This window comes from Bradyrhizobium sp. 186 (genome assembly GCF_023101685.1).
Taxonomy (GTDB): Bacteria; Pseudomonadota; Alphaproteobacteria; order Rhizobiales; family Xanthobacteraceae; genus Bradyrhizobium.
The window spans coordinates 9,661,855-9,679,434 of the sequence record NZ_CP082164.1 but is presented as its reverse complement, the minus strand read 5'-3'; the positions used below and the strand labels follow the sequence as shown (position 1 = coordinate 9,679,434).

Genomic DNA, 17,580 nt, shown 5'->3' with positions numbered 1-17,580 from the left:
GCGTTTTCCCTCTACCAGGGGCCAGGTCTCTCCCGAGGAGTTCAGGCAGCTTGGCTGCGACGCCCTCTCGCACGCGCCCACGATGTGGCGCTGATCGCGCGGGGGCGGGTGTGAATTTCCAGGTGACGGTCCTCAAGATCCTGGTGAGCTATCCGGATGGCTTCGCCGTCATGGAGGCGCTCTATGCAGATAAGGCGACCCTCGATTGCTGCGACGGAAAACGCTTTGTTGGCCGGTCCGGATTGCTTCGCTATTGGCCTGGCAAGCTGCGGTCCGCAACGGCGGCAGCGTTCGAACTCGACGAACTCCTGCCTGAGAAAGATTGCGTTCGCCTAGACTATCGCGATTACGACAGCGGCGAGGTGCGCACGAAATTCTGGTTCAATGGCCAGGGCAATACACCACAACGCTTTGCGTCCCTCGCGGGCGGGAGGGCACGAAATCGAAAGCGGCTTAGGGCGTGTACTCTAAACCCGAGCTGCTGTTCGAGAGGTCCGCTCTGTCTCTGATAGCAGCGCGTTGGCGCACCTCACCGTAGGTCCGAGTTGGGCCAACAGACGACATTGAGCCGTTCCCTGCAATCAAGATTGTTGCTATAATTCTGGGCCGGCCGGAAAGTCACGGCGAGCGTGGGGTCGTCAATGCAGCCAGACACCCAGTACGCCAAGAGCGGCGACGTTCACATCGCTTATCAAGTGTTCGGCGAGGGTCCGCTCAACGTCGTCTTCGCTCCGCCGGGCTTTACCAACGTCGAGCACTGGTGGGACGAACCGGAGGTGAGTCGTTGGCTGCTGCGCCTGGCAAACTACGCCCGGGTGGTGATGTTCGACAAGCGCGGCACGGGCCTGTCGGATCGGGTCGCTGACTTTCCGGGCCTAGACCAGCGCATGGACGACCTGCGGGCCGTCATGGACGCTGCCGGCATGGAACAGGCGGCGCTTCTCGGTATTTCTGAAGGCGGCACGATGTCGGGGCTGTTCGCCGCGACCTATCCCAGTCGCTGCCGGGCGCTGGTGCTCTGCAACGCCTATCCGGCATCGACATTCGTTCTATCGACGCCGGCGCAAATTTTCGACTATATTGAGCATGGCTGGGGCAGCGGCGGCAGCGTGGCAAGATTTGCGCCCTCGCGCATGAACGACTTGGCGTTCAAACGCTGGTGGGGCAAGAACGAGCGAGTGTCCAATAGCCCTGCTGGCGCCGCCGCGTTCGTGCGCATGAACCGTCTGCTTGACATCAGCGACATCGTCTCGACGATCCGGGTTCCTACCCTCGTCATCCACCGGACCGGTGACAGGAACGTCAGCGTCGAGGGCGGCCGGTTTCTCGCCGCGCATATTCCAGGCTCCCGCTATCTGGAGTTTGCAGGGGTCGACCACCTTCCCTTCGTCGGCGACAATGCCGACGACATTGCCGATGCGATCGAGGAGTTTCTGACCGGCTCGCGTGCGCCCGTCTCGGTCGACCGTCTGCTTGCCACGGTGCTTTTCACCGACATCGTGGGCTCGACCGAGAAGGCCGCCGCGCTCGGCGACCATCGCTGGCACGACCTCCTTGACACTCATCACACGGCGGTGCGGCGCACCCTCTCACGCTTCCGCGGTCACGAAATAAAGACGACCGGCGACGGCGTTCTTGCCACTTTCGACGGTCCGGCACGCGGCGTGCGCTGCGCTTGCGCCATCGCCGACGAGCTCAGGCCGCTGGGCATTGAAGTCCGCGCCGGGCTTCATACCGGCGAGTGCGAAGTAATTGGCGATGATATTGGCGGCATTGCCGTTCACATCGGAGCGCGCGTGGCGGCGCTCGCCGGGGCGAGCGAGGTGTTGGTGTCGAGCACCGTCAAGGACCTGGTGGCAGGTTCCGGCTTGCGTTTTTGTGACCGTGGCAATCATTTGCTCAAGGGTGTTCCCGGAGATTGGCGCATCTTTGCAGTCGAACGCTCATGCGCCGCTCCAGTCTGACCAATTGGGACTGACGCTCCTCCGATCACTTCGCACTCGCCAAATGTCTCTTCCGGGTCAAAGGCGGCGGTCCGCACCGGAGGCGATGACTTCTGCTCTGCCCCTGACTCCAGACCTGCCGCTGCACTGCGCCAACCAACGCGATGGGCCAAAATGCGGACGTTCCTTACAAACTTCGTGACATGAGCGGCATCATCGCGCCAGCGCGTCGAGTAAGATTTTGGCCTCCTTCAAGTCGGGCGTGCCGAAACCCTCGGTGAACCAGCCGTAGATCGGGGCGAGGAGATCCCGGGCTTCGGCGTTCCTGCCTCGGTCGCTCCAGAGCCGCGAGAGGCTTGTGGCAGCACGCAGTTCCAGCGTCCTCGCACTCTGTCCGCGGCTGACCTCGATTGCGCATCGAAAACAGGCTTCGCTCTCATCGTGTTGCCCGCGCGCCGCAAGCAGCCGACCCCTAAGGCTGTGCATTTCGGCCTGCCACCAACGCTCACCGCTCACCGCTGTCGAGGCGAGCGCATCCTTCAACAATTCGAGCCCTTCGTCCGGCGTGCCGAGGTCCGCTTTAGCGCTTGCCAAAACGGCCAGCATGTAAGGTCTGGTGACTTGGCGGACAGCCGAAAAGAGCGCGAGACCCTGTTCCATCAAAGAGATTCCCTGCTCGAGTTCGCCGCCATCCGCCGTCGCCCACCCCAAGAAGAACATTCCAGCGCCGCGCATCATGGGAAAGTCGTGCTCCTGCGACAGTTCGATCAGCTCAGTCGCGAGATCACAGCAGCTTTGCCTCTGGCGGCCGACCTGAAGGACGATCGCATATTGCCACATGGCGAAGGCGAGGCTGTAGGGATGGGACAAGCTCCGAGCCAACGTGACGGCCTCGGCACCGAACTTCATTGCCTTTTGAGGGAAGCCCAACAGCGCGATGTTGATCGCCCTGATGCCATGAGCACACACGCCAGGATCATGTCCACTGAACGTGAACGCCAGGGCATGATGCCGGGTGCAGTCGTATCGTGAAATGCCTGTTTGAGAATGCTCGTCTGCAGCGGCCAATTCGCCGCACCAAAGTGACGTGGCCCACTTCGCGTGATGCCCCTCAAGGACGAGATCATCGGCGCCCAAGCGCTGCGCGAGCTTGAGAAGCTCGTCGGCGTGAGCCGCCGCTTCGCTCAAGCGTCCCGAGGTCATCGAATAGTAGTAGAGGCCCCATAGCGCCCTGAACTGCGCCGCGCTGTCTTTTCCCGCCTCAAGAGCCACGGCGCGGCGGTAGATCGCTTCAACCTCCGGTGACCCGGGGCCCTTCACTATCACAAGGGCCGGCCCGAGCTTGACGCATAACTCCAGCTCTTTCGGTGCACGATCGGGTTTTTCACCAAGCTTGCTCAAGAGGTCCAGCGCAACGGAAAAGTGATGAATAGCCTCGGCGTGGCCCGAGCGCACCATCGCCAAATCCCCCGCCCGTTGCCAATACTCGACCGCGGCATCACTGCGCCCGGCCTCTGTGAAGTGATGTGCCAATAGTTCCGGCTCGGCCGCAGCGGTGGCGGCAAAATCATCGCGCAACACTTCGCCGACGCGGCGGTGCAAAACCTGGCGCCGGCTCTTAAGCAAATTCTCATAAGCTGCATCCTGGATCAGCACGTGCTTGAAGCGATAATCGGCATCGGGCGGTAGGCCCTGCACCAGCAGAATGTCCGCCTCGGCGAGCCGTTCCAGCGCAATCTGTAGCGGCCTGTCTTCCATAGCGGTTACGGCGCGAAGGAGTGTGTAGGAAAAGTCGCGCCCCATAACGGCACCGATCTGGGCCACCTCGCGCGCCGGGCCAAGCCGGTCGAGCCGCGCCGTCAACGATTGCTGCAGGGTCGGCGGAATCGCCTGGATGCCCTCATGCCCGCCGCTCTCCAGCAAGAGCCGTGTCACCTCCTCGACAAACAGCGGCACGCCGCCGGTGCGCTCGGTCACGCCGTCAACCACTTCCCTTGACAGCGCATTGCGAGAGGCAAGCTCGCCGACCATCTGCCGCACCTGCAAGCGATCGAGCGGAGCCAGGGAGATTGTGCTGTGATGCGAGCGCATGCCCCATGGCGGCCGGAACTCCGGCCTGGCGGTGATGAGAACGAGCAAGGGCGCCAGCGCACCGCGTTCGGCGATGCCGCGCAACAGCTCGAGCGTGGTCGGATCAGCCCAGTGCACATCTTCAAGTGCCAGCACCACCGGCTGAGTTCGCGCGCCGGCCATGACCCAATTGGTGAGCGCTGTCAGCTGTCGGCGCCGCAATTCTTCCGGCTCTAAAGTCGGCGCACGGTCCTGCGGCAAGGGGATGTCCAATAATGGCGCAAGCAAGGTGACATTCGCCGCCGGGTCGAGCTTGACCAGCGCCAGCGTATTCTCCAGGTCCGCGAGACGCCGCTCGGTGGGTATGTCGGCGCCGCCGAAGCGCTGCCGGCCCCAATCGGCGATCGGGTGCAGCGGCGTGTTCTGCAGAAGCTGCGAGCAACTCCATTCGACCCAAGTGTGCGGCACCTCGCGCAGCCGGGGATGGAATTCCTCGATCAGGCGGGATTTTCCCAATCCCGGCTCGCCCACAATTATCACCAACTGACCGTCGCCCCGCCGCGCCCGCTCCCAGCGCCGCATCAACATCGCGATCTCTTCTTCGCGACCCACCAGCGGCGTGAGATGGCGCTGTCCCGCACGGCGTCCGCCCCCGCTCGCCCGCACAAGCCGGTACAGCGTCACTGGCTCTGGCACGCCCTTAAGTTCATGGCTGCCGCGGGCCTCAACGACGAACAGACCGGCAACGTGATGCTGCACCCGCGCCGTCACCACGACCGTACCTGGCTCCGCTAACGCCTGCACCCGCGCCGCAACGTTCGGCGCGTCACCGTAAATCTCGCCCGCCGCATCGATCACGACCGGCCCGGTTTCAATCCCGATGCGCACGTTAAGTGCTGGCTTGCCAGCCTCAGTATTCTTGCGGTTCACCTCGGCGAGCGCCCGTTGGATTGAGAGCGCCGCTCGTGCCGCGCGTTCGGCGTCGTTCTCCTGCGCCACCGGATAGCCGAACAGCACCATGACCCCGTCGCCCAACTTCTTGGCGACATGGCCGCCCATCTCGGTCACGGCGGCGCAGGCGGCATCGAGATAAGCCCTGACGAGGTCGCGCCACTCTTCGGCATCGAGCTGCGCGGAAATGCCGGTCGAGTCGACGAGATCGCAGAACATCACCGTGACATAGCGGCGCTCGCCGCCGACCTCCGCCGCGGCCAAGGCCGGCGGTGGTACTGCGGTCGGGATTGGCTTTGACGCGATGGGTGTGCGAGGCGGCGCTGAAGTTGCCCTGGCGGGCGCGGCTGGTGCGTTCTTCTCGATAGCGTCGATGTCGGCAATCGCGCGCAACATTTTTCGGCGATCACCGAGGACAACACCGAGATCTTTCAGGTCCTGATCGGTCAGTTCACGAAGGACCGAGAAATCAATGCGGTTTTCAGCAAAACGCTGGGCGTACTCGGACATGCCGAGCTTTTCGAGCCAGTCGGCAATTTGCTGCATCGCGGCCCCCTACGGATTTTGCGCTATCCGGTCCGGACCAACAGAAAGTCTACCACGCGCGCCGACTTATTGCAGCCCCACAGAGGGGGCATGTCGGCTCAGGGTCAACTGCGAAGAACTCAACGCGAGCAAGTCTGGTCTGCTGTGCCTCGGCGAGCGGACCTCCCGGAGGCGTGCCGCTAATTCGCTGATGGGCCACTAACGGGCGTGATCCCGCTGTGTGCGCATCCTCTAGTCAGAAACGCCGAGTCGCAAGAGACGCTAGGTCTGATTATTTCTTGCGCGGATCGTCCGCTGGGTTGATGTAATCGATGCCTCCAGGACCGACGAACTGAACTTGGAGAATCCCCTCCTCATTTCCGGTCCAAGCGAAGTGAGAGTGTTTTGCTGGATAGACCCATAAAGAGCCCGGCTTTAACAATTCGCCCTTTTTCTCAAATTTATCACCGTGGCTAGTCCCGATGGTGCCGCTGATGATAGTCACAACTTCGGAATAGGGATGAGTGTGCGGTGGCATTTGAAAGTTCGGAGGAAACTTTATCCGTAAGACGACCACATCCCCTGCTTTCGTCGGGTCGCCGACGAGAGTTGCAATTTGGACGCCCTTCGGAAAAGCTGGGTTCTCCGCCCACGCAAGTGCCTCCGGCGCGACTCGTGTCGGCGTGTCTTGTGCCGTCGCCGGGAGTGAGAATGCGAGCAAGCCTGCTATCACCAAGAGTTCTCTCATGTGAGTTCCTCCCATCGTGACGTGGAGCAAGACACATATTAGAGCTCTATGAGTTACCGGAGTCTAGTTAACACCTAGCGCGGCGAGACGACTATCAGGCAGTTGATTTCATTCGTGAACGGCAAGGTCAAAAGATAGGGCAGCGGTTCAGTCGCTCGCCACATGACAGCTCTAAGCCCGCAATGGGTCAAGGGTCGACATCGGCAGAGACAAACAATGGGACGGGACGCATGGTCCCGTCGAGATTGATCGCGTTATCGTCTTTGACGCATCGCGCGAGGCGTAGACGGAGCTACGACCGGACTCGTCCCTCTATATCTCTCGGATTCTTACTTAGTGGCGTGAAGGGCTGGATTGAGGCTGCCCCAGGGTTTATTGCGATGAATTGCCTCGACCGCCCCGGTCTGCGAGTGGCGCCGGAAGAGAATATTGGATTTACCGGATAGCTTGGCGGCCTTTACAACCTCTCCCGAAACTTGTCGGACGAGGGTGCCTGCTGTCACGTAGCAACCCGCCTCCACGATGCAATCATCGCCAAGTGCGATGCCGGTGCCGGAGTTGGCGCCGAGCAAACAGCGCTCGCCTATCGATACGACTTGTTTGCCGCCCCCGGAAAGGGTGCCCATGATCGATGCGCCGCCGCCGACATCCGTGCCATCGCCAACGATGACGCCTGCAGTAATCCGTCCTTCAACCATCGACGTGCCCAAGGTTCCGGCATTGAAGTTGCAGAACCCTTCGTGGAGCACAGTCGTTCCGCGTCCCAAATAGGCGCCCAATCGGACACGATTGGCGTCAGCGATGCGGATTCCTTCCGGCACCACATAGTCGGTCATGCGCGGCAACTTATCGATACTTCGTACTTCCAAGGTCACAGAAGATGTTCGAGCTACCCAGCGCAGCTCTTCGACCTGATCGGGTAAGCATGGTCCCAGAGACGTCCAGGCAACATTTGTAAGGATGCCAAATATTCCATCCAAATTGGCCCCGTGTGGCCGGATCAGACGGTGACTTAGAAGGTGAAGGCGCAAATAGACATCGTGAACATCTCGCGGAGGTTGCGCCAAGTCCTCGATGACAGTCTTGACCGGAATTATAGAGACAGAACGGCGGTAATCAGTCAGCAGACAAGTCGCTACTTTCGATCCGAGGGCAGCGCTGGCTTGCTCGGCGGTCAGAACCGTTGATCCGGATGGACCAAAAGAACTGCCAAGTGTGGGATTCGGGAACCAAGTATCGAGCACAGTTCCGTTATTCACAACGGTGGCCAGACCATATCCTTCTGCGCCTGATGTCTCGTGGGTTTCTATTCTCACGACAGACTGTCCTTCCATTCGTTATTCGCATATCGAACATGGCGGGCGTCGCGGCTCCTTCGTGGTGAGAGCCGAACGACAGGCGCGTCTCCCTACCGCATCTACCTTACAACTCTAGCGCGGTCGCGCTGACTGGTACAAGCGTGGACGGTGTTGCCGACTTAGCGAAAAGACGGGACGGCATACTTCGGGAATGGGTCACAAGCCGCCGATCACGCCCGAGGTGGAAGACTTCCGCTTTGCGTTGGTAAGCCGACGTTTATGAGTACACGTCATAGGCGACTTGACACATCCCATCAGGTGAAGCGGAGATGCGGCAGGTCCGTCATCACTTTGAGCGGCTTTTTTGGAGTCGCGTCGGGGATAGCAGCGATAGTTGCGGAACCCGCGAATCCCTACAGCGTTGGTAATTCCCGCAAGCGGGTCGAGAAGCGTCTCGGCAGCTGACGGCCGAGTTGGCTGGCGCGCCCCACCCTAGCCGCTGGTTTCGTCAAATCCTGCGGGAGAAACGGGTGAAGGCGGTCAGCGTCTGCAGGCGCGGTTCGATGTCGCGCAGGTAGATCTCCGCCTTCAGAAAGGCGATCTCGTCGTCGAGCGCGGTCTCGCACACGTCGATGTACCAGGATTTAGGTCGGCCGTCGCTTCCGTCGGACCAGCGGTATCCGCGCTTCTTCAAGGAATCCTTGAGGTCGAACGGCGACTGCTCCGCCCAGACCCTCAACGTTTTCCTCCTCGCCGTCTCCAGCAGGGCGGCGAGCGCGGACGACCCTGTGGTCGGCAATTCGAAAGCGAGGACTTCCAGAAGCGCGTGGCAGTCGTCGACGGCTCGGTGCGCCTGGTGGAAGAAGCCCGCGCCGTTCAGCAGGTAACCGAGTTGGGCACCCGCGAAGCCGTGCTTGCGCCAATCGACCTCCGTCGCCGAGCATCCCCAGGGCATACCCTCGAACTCGGGCCAGTATCTCTCGGCGAACTTCCTGTCGAAACCCGCGTTATGCGCGATGGCGATCACCGCGCCGTCGACGAAGGCCGTCACGGCAGCCTCCTCGATTGTGTGACCGGCTACCATCTCGTCGGTGATGCCGGTGAGCGCGGTTATGTCGGGCGGGATCGGCGCGGACGGCTCATTGAAGGCAGAGAACGTGTCGCGGACGCCGACGATGCGGCCATCCGGCGCGTAGTCGAATTTGACCATCCCGAGCTCGATGATCTCGTCTCTGGCGTGATCGAGGCCGGTCGTCTCGGTGTCGATCAGGATCGCGGTCTTGGTTTCCTGCCCGTTGGGCGGCGGCGGCGAGGGGCTCCGCGGCACCAGGCGCCGCAAGATCCGATAGTCGCCCGATCGGCTCAGCGCCTCGGCCGCCGCGGCCAAGTCCGTCGTGTCCTGAAACATCTTTGCTCGAGAGGGTCGAGGGCTCCGGCCAGGCCGTGTGCCGCACCATACCGCCCGCGCCGGCCACGAGGTATCGGAAAGACGAGCAATTCACGGTGTTTTCAGCTCATGTCGGGTCGATTGGGCCTTGTACCGGACGGCGGCGCAGCGGCGGCGGGACCGGTCCGCCGCCGCCAAATTCAGGCCCTTGGCATGTCGGAACCAAGCTGTCCCGATCGTCTTGAATCCAGCCCACCGGTTCTTCTGGAGTACCGCGTTCATGGCCCCCCGCGCCAACTGGAAAGGCTTCCTTCGCCTGTCGCTCGTCACCTGCCCGGTGGCGCTCTACCCGGCGACCTCGGAGAGCGAGAAGATCTCGTTCAATCAGTTGAACCGGGCGACCGGCCATCGAATCAAATACCTCAAGGTCGATGCCGACACCGGCGAGGAGGTCCCGAACGAGGACATCGTGAAGGGCTACAAGATCGACACCGATACGTTCATCGAGGTGACCAAGGAAGAGCTCGAGAACGTCGCCCTGGAATCCACCCGGACGATCGAGATCGACGAGTTCGTCGACCGCACCGACATCGACCCCCGCTACCTGATCCGCCCCTATTACCTGCGTCCGGACGGCAAGGTCGGGCACGACGCCTTCGCGGTGATCCGCGAGACCATCCGCGAGATGGACAAGGTCGCGATCGGGCGCCTGGTCTTGACCAACCGCGAACACATCATCGCTCTCGAGCCGCTGGACAAGGGGCTGATGGGGACGCTGCTGCGGTACCCTTACGAAGTTCGCGATCCGAAGGAGTATTTCGACGACATCCACGACGTCAAAATCGCCAAGGACATGCTCGATCTAGCCCGGCACATCGTCGACCAGAAATCCGGATCGTTCAAGCCCGACAAGTTCGAGGACCAGTACGAAACGGCGCTGGTCGACCTCATCAACCAGAAGCGCGCGGGGAAGCCGATCGTGCCGAAGGAGCGTCCTCGCGGCGAGAACGTCGTCGACCTGATGGACGCGCTGCGCAAGAGCGTCGGCGGCGCAGCAGCGGAGACCAAGGCTGCCAAAAAGCCGGCCAAGAAAGGGAAGAAGGCGGCGGCCGGCCAGAAGGAAATGCTGATGCCGATCGCGGGCAAGAAGCCGGCGAAGGATACGGCGGCGAAGAAGCCCTCGGCCAAGCCGCAGCGGAAGTCCGCCTGACGCCAAAGTAGGAGATCCAAGTGGATATCAACAAACCTCCGCAATGACCGAAGCCTCCGGGCTAGTGAACGAGCAGGAGCAGAGGGCAGATGGGCGCCGGCCGCAGTCGTCATTGCAAGATGTCGCCATCGCTTGGGCGGATCGACTCCGCAAGGTAGCCGTCCAGGCGCCGCTGCAATCGCTCGCCGTCGCCTTCGTGCTCGGAATGTGGTTCGCCCGCCGACGCTGACTAGCAGCGAGCGCGGGCCGACATGGTAAGGAAGCTCAAGACATTCCAGACCTCGCTGGGATTCTACGATCTCGTGATCGCCGCGCCGTCCATGAAGGCGGCGCTGGAGGCATGGGGCGCGGGTAGCAATCTCTTCCATCAGGGCTTCGCCAAGGAGACCGACGATCCCGACATAGTTGCCGTGACCATGTCTAAGCCCGGGCTAGTGCTCAGGCGTCCCGCGGGATCGAACGGCCCCTTCGCCGAGCACGCAGACTTGCCCGACCTCGACGGCGACGGGACCGCGAGCGTACGTAAGAAGAGCCGACCCGCGCCCAAAAAGCATCATGCTCCTAAGGTCGGCGAGGAGGCCGCTCGCAAGGCCGCCGCCGAGTTCGAGCGCGAGCGGAGGCGACGCGAAGCCGAGCGCCGCAAGGAAGAGGCGGCGAGGGAAAAGGAACGCGCCAGGCGCGACAAGCTGGTCGCTAAGGCGCAGGCGGCCTTGGACAAGGCGCAGCGGCAGCATGAAGAGCGTGCCGAAACTCTCGATGTTGAACGGGCCGCGATCGAGAAGCGAATCGAGGTGGAGGACAACCGGTGGGAGAAGGACAGAGAGAAGTTGATGGCCGCGCTGCGCCGCGCGCGCAACTAGGGTATGTACTCCTAAACGTCAGCCTAGCAACGCAAAGCGGAAGTCTCCTACCTTCAGCGGGATGATGGCTTGTGACCCTGGCTGTGTGAAAACGCGGCTGCTTTGCCATGATTCTCTCGTGATTCTGCGGGGGAAGCTGATGAGGCGCTTCGTTGAGCAGGCGGATCGTGGGCAGTCGACGTTATTGCCCGAATGCCTCGATGATTTCATTGACGATAGCAACCCTGTTCGCGTGATCGACGTGTTTGTCGATGCGCTCGATTTGGCTGAGATGCGCTTTGAGGGGGTGGAGCCGGCGGCGACGGGTCGGCCATCGTACCATCCCTCGGTTCTTCTCAAGCTTTACATTTACGGTTATCTGAACCGGGTGCAGTCGAGCCGGCGGCTCGAACGCGAGGCCGGACGCAATGTCGAAGTCATGTGGCTGCTGGGTCGGCTCGCACCAGATCACAAGACAATCGCGGACTTCCGCAAAGACAATGGCCTGGCTCTTCGCAAGGTATGTGCTCGCTTCGTCGAACTCTGCCGCGAGATGGGGCTCCTCGCGACGGTGAGCGTTGCCATCGATGGCAGCAAGTTCAAGGCCGTGAACAACCGGGACAAGAACTTCACACGGGCGAAGGTGGAACGGCGGCGCGCTCAGCTGGAGGAGAGCGTCGCGCGCTATCTGAGCCAACTTGACACGGCAGACCGACAAGAGCCGACCGAGGCATTGGCTGCGAAGGTGACGAGGCTTACCGAGAAACTGACGAAGCTGAAGGAGGAAATGGGCAAGCTTACCGTTTACGAGAAGCAGATGCTCGCTTCGCCTGATCAGCAAATCTCTCTGACCGATCCCGACAGCCGTTCGATGGCGACGAGCGGGCGTGGCTCCGGCGTCGTCAGCTATAACGTGCAGGTCGCCGTGGATACCGAGCATCATCTGATTGTGACGCATGAGGTCACGAACAGCGGCTCGGATCGGGCCCAACTGGCCAATATGGCCAAGCAGGCCAAGGTCGTTCTCAAGACCGAGACGCTCGAGGTCGTTGCCGATCGCGGCTACTTCAGCAGCCTGGAGATCCTCGCGTGCCACGAGGCCGGCGTCACGGTGACTCTGCCAAAGCCGCAGACGTCGGCCAAGTCAGATGGCCGCTTCGGCAAGCAGGACTTTGTCTATTTGCCAGAGGAGGACGCCTATCGCTGTCCGGCCGGGGAGCAACTGCCACATCGCTTTACGAGCGAGGAGGACAGCAAGCGGCTACGGCGCTACTGGACCACAGCCTGTCAAGATTGTTCGCTCAAATCGCAGTGCACGACAGGCCCAGAGCGGCGTATCCCGCGATGGGAGCATGAGCATCTGCTCGAAGCCGTGCAGCAGCGCCTTGATGCAAACCCACAAGCCATGCGCCAGCGTAGCGAGACGGTCGAGCATCCGTTCGGCACGATGAAGGCCCGCATGGGAGCGACACACTTCCCCACCAAAACGCTTCCAAAAGTAGCCGCCGAGATGGCTCTCTCGGTCCTGGCCTATAATCTAACACGGTTCATGAACATCGTCGGGACCAAGCCGCTGATGGCTGCAATCGCGGCCTGAGACCGAACCGGTCCTGGCTTCCCATCGACTTCCTTGGGAAGGGTGTTTTTACACGGCCAAGACCCAGAACAGACTCTCGGCCGCGCCTTCTCGTATCCTTCAGAGCAGCCTGTGTGCTCCGCGGAACGTAGAGCACCTGTGGTAGCCGCGCGGCTGGCGCCTCGTCGAGTACGCCATCCGCACCTGCAATCAGTCTCTTACGAAGAAGCGAGCCTTAAGCCTTCAGGTCCGTGATCCGCATGATCGCGACCACGCTCCCATCGTTGTATGCCTGCTCTTTTGTGTCCTTGTTGCAGGTCCAGACAAAATTCTTCTTGGCCGTGAAGGTCTTTCCCTCCTGGTCAAGCCGAAGCTCCCCTTCGGTAATATGGCAGATCATGGCATTCATCATCGGGGGACCCATTGTCTTCGAACCCGGTTGCATGATGACATCGCGCATCGAGACGGTCTTAAAACCGGGGATGAGGGATGGGGTCTCGCCATCATAAGCGCGTACCACGACACCTGGCCACGGCGTCTCATCCTTGTAGCCCGTGGTTTGAGCGGCAGCTGGCTTCAACATGGCCGCCGAGGCCGCTGCCAATCCGATTCCCGCACAGCGTGTCCAGCGCTGAACGAGGGCCGAAGGAAGTCTTTCAGTGAGAGTAGTCGATACCACGCTGGGCGCAGGTTTTCCAGAGCATGTCTGGTCAAGCGCCGAAGGAAACTATCACGCGCCTTACCGCGACCTGTGGCGCAACGCAGGGACCTTTCTGAAAGAGTATCTGCCTCCTCCCGGGCTGCAAGCGCGTCAGCTCGACGAGCACGTCGGAAGCGTCATTCTCTACGTCGTGCCAGGCTCCCGTGTCACGGCGCACACGCAGCGCCTCTACTCAAAGGTTCTTCACCGGTGTGCCGCCGGCTTTCGGCGCGCTGAAATCGAGTTCTCCGCGCCTTTCGGCCCCTCACTGCCCGATCAGTATCGGCGCGCCGCGATCCTGTGGGCCCTATCGGTCAGTGACGCCGTTCTAATTTGCGTCAATCGGCAGGTCGGGATTGCAGAAGGGGGGGCACATCAAGTCTTGGCCCCGAGGCAATGCGTGTTTCGCTGCCGAGAGTTGGACGTTGAGGCCTGGGTCCAATACCTCAGGCCGAAATTACTCTCGCGCCATAAATTCGCGGTCGTAAATCTCGCCGACGGGCGCGCCTAATGAGCGACACGGTGACGGTTCTCACGTCGCTTAGTCGCCCGTTGACGAAAACGATCGTCAAAAGCGAAGCTGGCGGTATCGAGACGCGCACTCGGCAGAACGTCAAATTCTATAAGGGCGAGGAATTTGGCGTTTCTGGTATCCGCGCCTTCGCCGACCTTCTCGAGAAGACTTCAGCCGATCCGCGCAGGTGCGTTGTTCGCGGGGCGATCGCTCCCGGCACGGATCGTGAGCGGATGTTGCGTCGCAAGTTTCCAAAGGAGGGTGAGCCGGCAACTTTGGTCGAAGAGCCCCGGCGATGGATCTTGTTCGACGTCGACGGCGCCGCACTGCCCCGGGCTTTCGATCCGCTGGCAAGCCCTGCCGACACCGTGAAGTGGGTGCGCGCCAAGCTGCCTCCGTGCTTTCACGATGTCGCCTGTTGGTATCAATACACTGGCAGCGCGGGCATCAAGCCTGGCCTGCATATCCGGCTCGGCTTTTGGCTTGATCGCCCGCTCGGTGAGGCGGAGCTTAAGCGGTGGCTTGGCCAAAAAGTCCCGGAGCCCGGGAAAGCGGCAAAAGCCTGGTTTCGTGAGTACCCGGTCGATCCGGCCGTATTCACGACAACGCAACCGATCTACGTTGCAACTCCGATCGTTGAGGTTGGCGCTCAAGACCCACTGGCCGGCCGATGCGCACGGTCTGGTCTGATCGGCGGCGCCTCGGACACTGTCGTCGTCCCGCGCCTCGACGACGCGCGCCCTGTCGAACGGAATGCGGCCTCCGCCGCGCCGGGAGGGCCTGTCGGTGCGACGTTCACGGAGTGCCTGGCGGCGATCGGAGACCACGAAGGGGGCGCCGGCTGTCACGGCGCGTTGAAGCATTGCGTTGCGGTCTACTGGCGGCGGCACGGTTCAAGCGCGAGCGCCGATAAGTTGAAGCGGATGCTGACGGAGCAAGTCGGCGCCGCGGAGTGGGACGCAAAAGCTCATCCGCCGACGTATCTCCGCTTAGAGCTCGAACGCATCGATACGCTGATCGACTCCGTGCGCGGCCAGCAGCGTGCGTCAGAGCAGGCCGAAGAGGAGCGCCGCGCGCGGGCGTCGTGTCCCTGGCCGGACCGCGGCATGTCGCTGACGGAAGCCGAGCCGGCCCTGCAAGCAGCCGTGGGGCGCTTCTTTGACGAGGCGGTACCGAAGGGGCTCGCCGACGGCGAAGCGTACGAAGACGCTCTTGAGGAGCACCGCGCCGCCCGGGGAGAGTTTTCGGCCGAAGTCGAATTTGACGAAATCGATCCCGACAGCTTTTTTGCCCCTGACATCGAACCGGCGGCGCCGGAATACGCGCAATGGGGCATCCGGATAACGCCTGGCGCCGGCAAGACGCACGCTGCGATCGAAAGCATCGTGCGCTACGTTAAGGAAACTGGCCGTGCCGTTGTTTATGCCGTGCCGACGCATTCCAAAGCCGAAGAGATTGAAGCCGACATCAACCGGCTCGCCGGCGAAACGCTAGCAGCCACATGGCGCGGCATTGATCGGGAGGATCCCTCGCGGCCTGGTGTGAAGCTCTGCCGCCGCGGCGAGCTGGTCAAAGCCGTCGTGAAGTCCTCAGGCTCGATAAACGACGTCTGCGGCTCTCCAAGCCGAGGCTTCTGCCCCTTCCGTAGCGGTTGCGGGTATCGAAGACAGGCTGACCTGGCGCCCCGCGTGTGGGTGACGACGCATGCCGCGCTTGCAACGAAACCCCAAGGCTCGATGAAAGATGCAGACGCCCTGATAGTCGACGAGGCTCTGACGCTGAGCGGCGCTCGTGAAGATGACTTGCCGCTCTCCGACTTCTCCGCACCTCGGAAGGAACATGCCCGCCTTGAACGGTGGTTGCGACGGGCTCAAGCCGCCGCGGAGCGAGTAGCGCCCGGCAGCTACTTGCCCCGGGGCCCGTTCGAGGCCGAAGGGCTCAGTGAAGCTGCTTGCGCGGCTCTCAGCGCCGGTGAAGCCTACGGCTATGCTCGCGTCGCCAAGACGTTCGACCCCCGCGCGGACGACGACGCGATCCAGGCGACAATCGAGCCTGTCGCCATCGCAAACGGACAGGTGCGCATCCGGCAGACGTTCTGGCGGAACCTCGCCGAGCTCCTTGGGGGCGAAGAGCCCACCTCAGCGCGCATGAAGCTTTTGGCGGGCGACGAGCAGGCGATCCGCATCGCGACGCCGGCGCGGCCGCATCCAGATTGGCTCAAGCGCCCGATTCTCCACCTGGACGCAACGCTCAATGAAACCGTCGTCTCGATTTGGCTGCCCCGTTTCGAATTGATGGCGGACATTCGGGTCGAACAGGGCGAAGGGGTATCCGTGCACCAGATCGTTGACCAGGCCGTGAGCTACGGGCGGGTGGTGCCTGGCGCCGGCGGCGACAAGAGCCCGGAGAAGCGATCTGCGCAAGAGAACAATGCCCGAAGAATCATGCGCGCGATCGAAGTGAAAGCCGCCGATGATCGCAGGACAGGCGGGAAAACTGGCGCCATCGCTCCGAAGAGCCTCGAGGAGTACATGGAAGAAACGTGGAGGGTCTGGAAGACGCGGCCCCCGAATTTGATCCTGAACCACTACGGAAACATTCGCGGCCTGAACAATCTCGAAGACTGCGCGCGTGAGATATTGATATCGCGCCCCGAACCGCAGGCGGGTGAGGTCGAGCGTGCGGTCAGGTTGGAGTTCGGGCGACACCCCTCCGCTTCTATGGGGGCGGGTTTCTATCCGGACCGCGTCGTCGCATTGCGAAGCCGTGGCAACGCGGTGGTCGCTGTCGAACAGCCATACCATCCCGACGAACGAGCCGACGCACTTCTGGGGCAGGTTCGGGACGCTGAGGTCACGCAAGCCGTGCACCGCGCGCGGCCGGTGCGGCGTGGGAAGGACCGCCCTTTGATCCTTGAGATCGTCGCGGGTGTCCATATCGACATCACGGTCGACAGCACAGGCACCTTTGAGGAGTGGATAGAGACCTCTCCGGCCCGCCTCCTCGTGGCTCGCGGTTTTTGGCCGACCAGTTGGGAAGGCAAACAGGCAGCTTTGGCGGACCTGTACCCCACCCCCACAGCTGTGCGCCGCTGGTTTGAGAAGAACCCGACCGAAATGGAGTTGCGCGAGGGGGTCGATCAGGTGTTGGCGGCGAAAGGTGCCCTTCGTCCTTATAGAGATATTCTTATAAGGCTGGAGGGCACGTTACAGCAGGTCGGACTTTGGTCGCTGTATCGGTACAAGATCGCGGGGTCGAGGCGTTCGCATTTGGTTGCGGTCGATTCGTCCCTTCATGCGGATTGTGCGGCGGCGTGGTCTGATCAGCTGGGCAAAACCCTGGACCTCTTCGAGCCGCTCGGCGACGCGGCCGAGCCGCCTGCCATGGAAAGCTGTCCTCCGCTCCTCTTGCACCTACCCAGGGCGCCGTCGATCGTGTCCGACATCTTCGGCACTGACCGCCGGGATCCCGATGCAGCGCCTTTCCCCGCAGCGCCGTTGCATGTCCGGACGGCCGCCGGGGACGTGCGCTTCTGGCCTGCGGAGAATGAAGGCCGCCCCATCCTCGCGCGCGAGCTTTCACCGCCCCGCCCGCTGGCTGCCGAACCTGTCCTGACCGTCGAGCTTATCTGCGACCACCTTGGGATTTCGCGCTTTTCGCTCAAGAACCACATGGGCAAATCCCGATTTCGAAAGTTACCCGGCGCGGACCGCGAGCGCGCGGCCATTCGTTGGATGACCGTCAAAGTCGGCCGCGAGCAATTCATTGCCGCGGTGAGGGGTCTTGCTGAGCAAATGCGTCAGGCAGAGCGCGCGTGAA

12 protein-coding genes are annotated in these 17,580 nt (G+C 62.1%); 7 read left to right on the top strand and 5 right to left on the bottom strand.

The window, feature by feature from the left end:
- The first annotated feature begins 110 nt into the window (after positions 1-110).
- Both IVB18_RS46240 and IVB18_RS46235 read left to right on the top strand, forming a co-directional pair.
- A complete protein-coding gene (locus IVB18_RS46240; RefSeq protein ID WP_247986702.1) occupies positions 111-509 on the top strand; it encodes a hypothetical protein in 399 nt (132 codons plus the stop codon).
- A gap of 132 nt (positions 510-641) precedes the next feature.
- Positions 642-1,964: an adenylate/guanylate cyclase domain-containing protein gene (locus tag IVB18_RS46235; protein WP_247986701.1), complete on the top strand. Its 1,323-nt coding sequence runs from the start codon at positions 642-644 to the stop codon at positions 1,962-1,964.
- A gap of 192 nt (positions 1,965-2,156) precedes the next feature.
- Here the strand turns inward: IVB18_RS46235 and IVB18_RS46230 are convergent, their stop codons facing one another.
- From IVB18_RS46230 to IVB18_RS46215, 4 genes are all read right to left on the bottom strand, one after another.
- Entirely contained in the window at positions 2,157-5,510 is a 3,354-nt protein-coding gene (locus tag IVB18_RS46230; RefSeq protein WP_247986700.1) for an AAA family ATPase, read from the bottom strand.
- 271 nt (positions 5,511-5,781) lie between these two features.
- Positions 5,782-6,237 carry a cupin domain-containing protein gene (locus IVB18_RS46225; protein ID WP_247986699.1) on the bottom strand — a complete coding sequence of 152 codons (456 nt, stop codon included), beginning with the start codon at positions 6,235-6,237 and terminating at the stop codon, positions 5,782-5,784.
- A 329-nt stretch (positions 6,238-6,566) separates the two neighbouring features.
- Positions 6,567-7,553 carry a 2,3,4,5-tetrahydropyridine-2,6-dicarboxylate N-succinyltransferase gene (gene dapD, locus IVB18_RS46220; protein WP_247986698.1) on the bottom strand — a complete coding sequence of 329 codons (987 nt, stop codon included), beginning with the start codon at positions 7,551-7,553 and terminating at the stop codon, positions 6,567-6,569.
- A 490-nt stretch (positions 7,554-8,043) separates the two neighbouring features.
- On the bottom strand, positions 8,044-8,943 hold the full coding sequence (locus tag IVB18_RS46215) for a 3'-5' exonuclease (RefSeq protein ID WP_247986697.1): 900 nt from the start codon (positions 8,941-8,943) through the stop codon (positions 8,044-8,046).
- A 259-nt stretch (positions 8,944-9,202) separates the two neighbouring features.
- Here IVB18_RS46215 and IVB18_RS46210 point away from each other — a divergent pair, with 259 nt between their 5' ends.
- The 3 genes from IVB18_RS46210 to IVB18_RS46200 all read left to right on the top strand — a co-directional run bounded on the left by IVB18_RS46210 (position 9,203) and on the right by IVB18_RS46200 (position 12,568).
- A complete protein-coding gene (locus tag IVB18_RS46210; protein ID WP_247986696.1) occupies positions 9,203-10,132 on the top strand; it encodes a Ku protein in 930 nt (309 codons plus the stop codon).
- A gap of 251 nt (positions 10,133-10,383) precedes the next feature.
- The gene (locus IVB18_RS46205) at positions 10,384-10,992 is read left to right on the top strand and encodes a cell envelope biogenesis protein TolA (protein ID WP_247986695.1); all 609 of its coding nucleotides are present in this window, start codon (positions 10,384-10,386) and stop codon (positions 10,990-10,992) included.
- Positions 10,993-11,131: 139 nt separating this feature from the next.
- Positions 11,132-12,568, top strand: a complete 1,437-nt coding sequence (locus IVB18_RS46200) for an IS1182 family transposase (RefSeq protein ID WP_247986694.1) — start codon at positions 11,132-11,134, stop codon at positions 12,566-12,568.
- A 214-nt stretch (positions 12,569-12,782) separates the two neighbouring features.
- On the opposite strand, the gene IVB18_RS46195 is transcribed toward IVB18_RS46200, so the two are convergent.
- Positions 12,783-13,130: a hypothetical protein gene (locus IVB18_RS46195; protein WP_346732687.1), complete on the bottom strand. Its 348-nt coding sequence runs from the start codon at positions 13,128-13,130 to the stop codon at positions 12,783-12,785.
- 76 nt (positions 13,131-13,206) lie between these two features.
- Between IVB18_RS46195 and IVB18_RS46190 the strand changes: the two genes are divergently transcribed.
- Both IVB18_RS46190 and IVB18_RS46185 read left to right on the top strand, forming a co-directional pair.
- Positions 13,207-13,758, top strand: coding sequence for a hypothetical protein (locus IVB18_RS46190; RefSeq protein ID WP_247986692.1), 552 nt, complete (start codon positions 13,207-13,209; stop codon positions 13,756-13,758).
- A complete protein-coding gene (locus IVB18_RS46185; protein WP_247986691.1) occupies positions 13,758-17,579 on the top strand; it encodes a hypothetical protein in 3,822 nt (1,273 codons plus the stop codon). The genes IVB18_RS46190 and IVB18_RS46185 overlap by 1 nt, the downstream gene beginning before the upstream one ends.
- Position 17,580 lies beyond the last annotated feature (1 nt).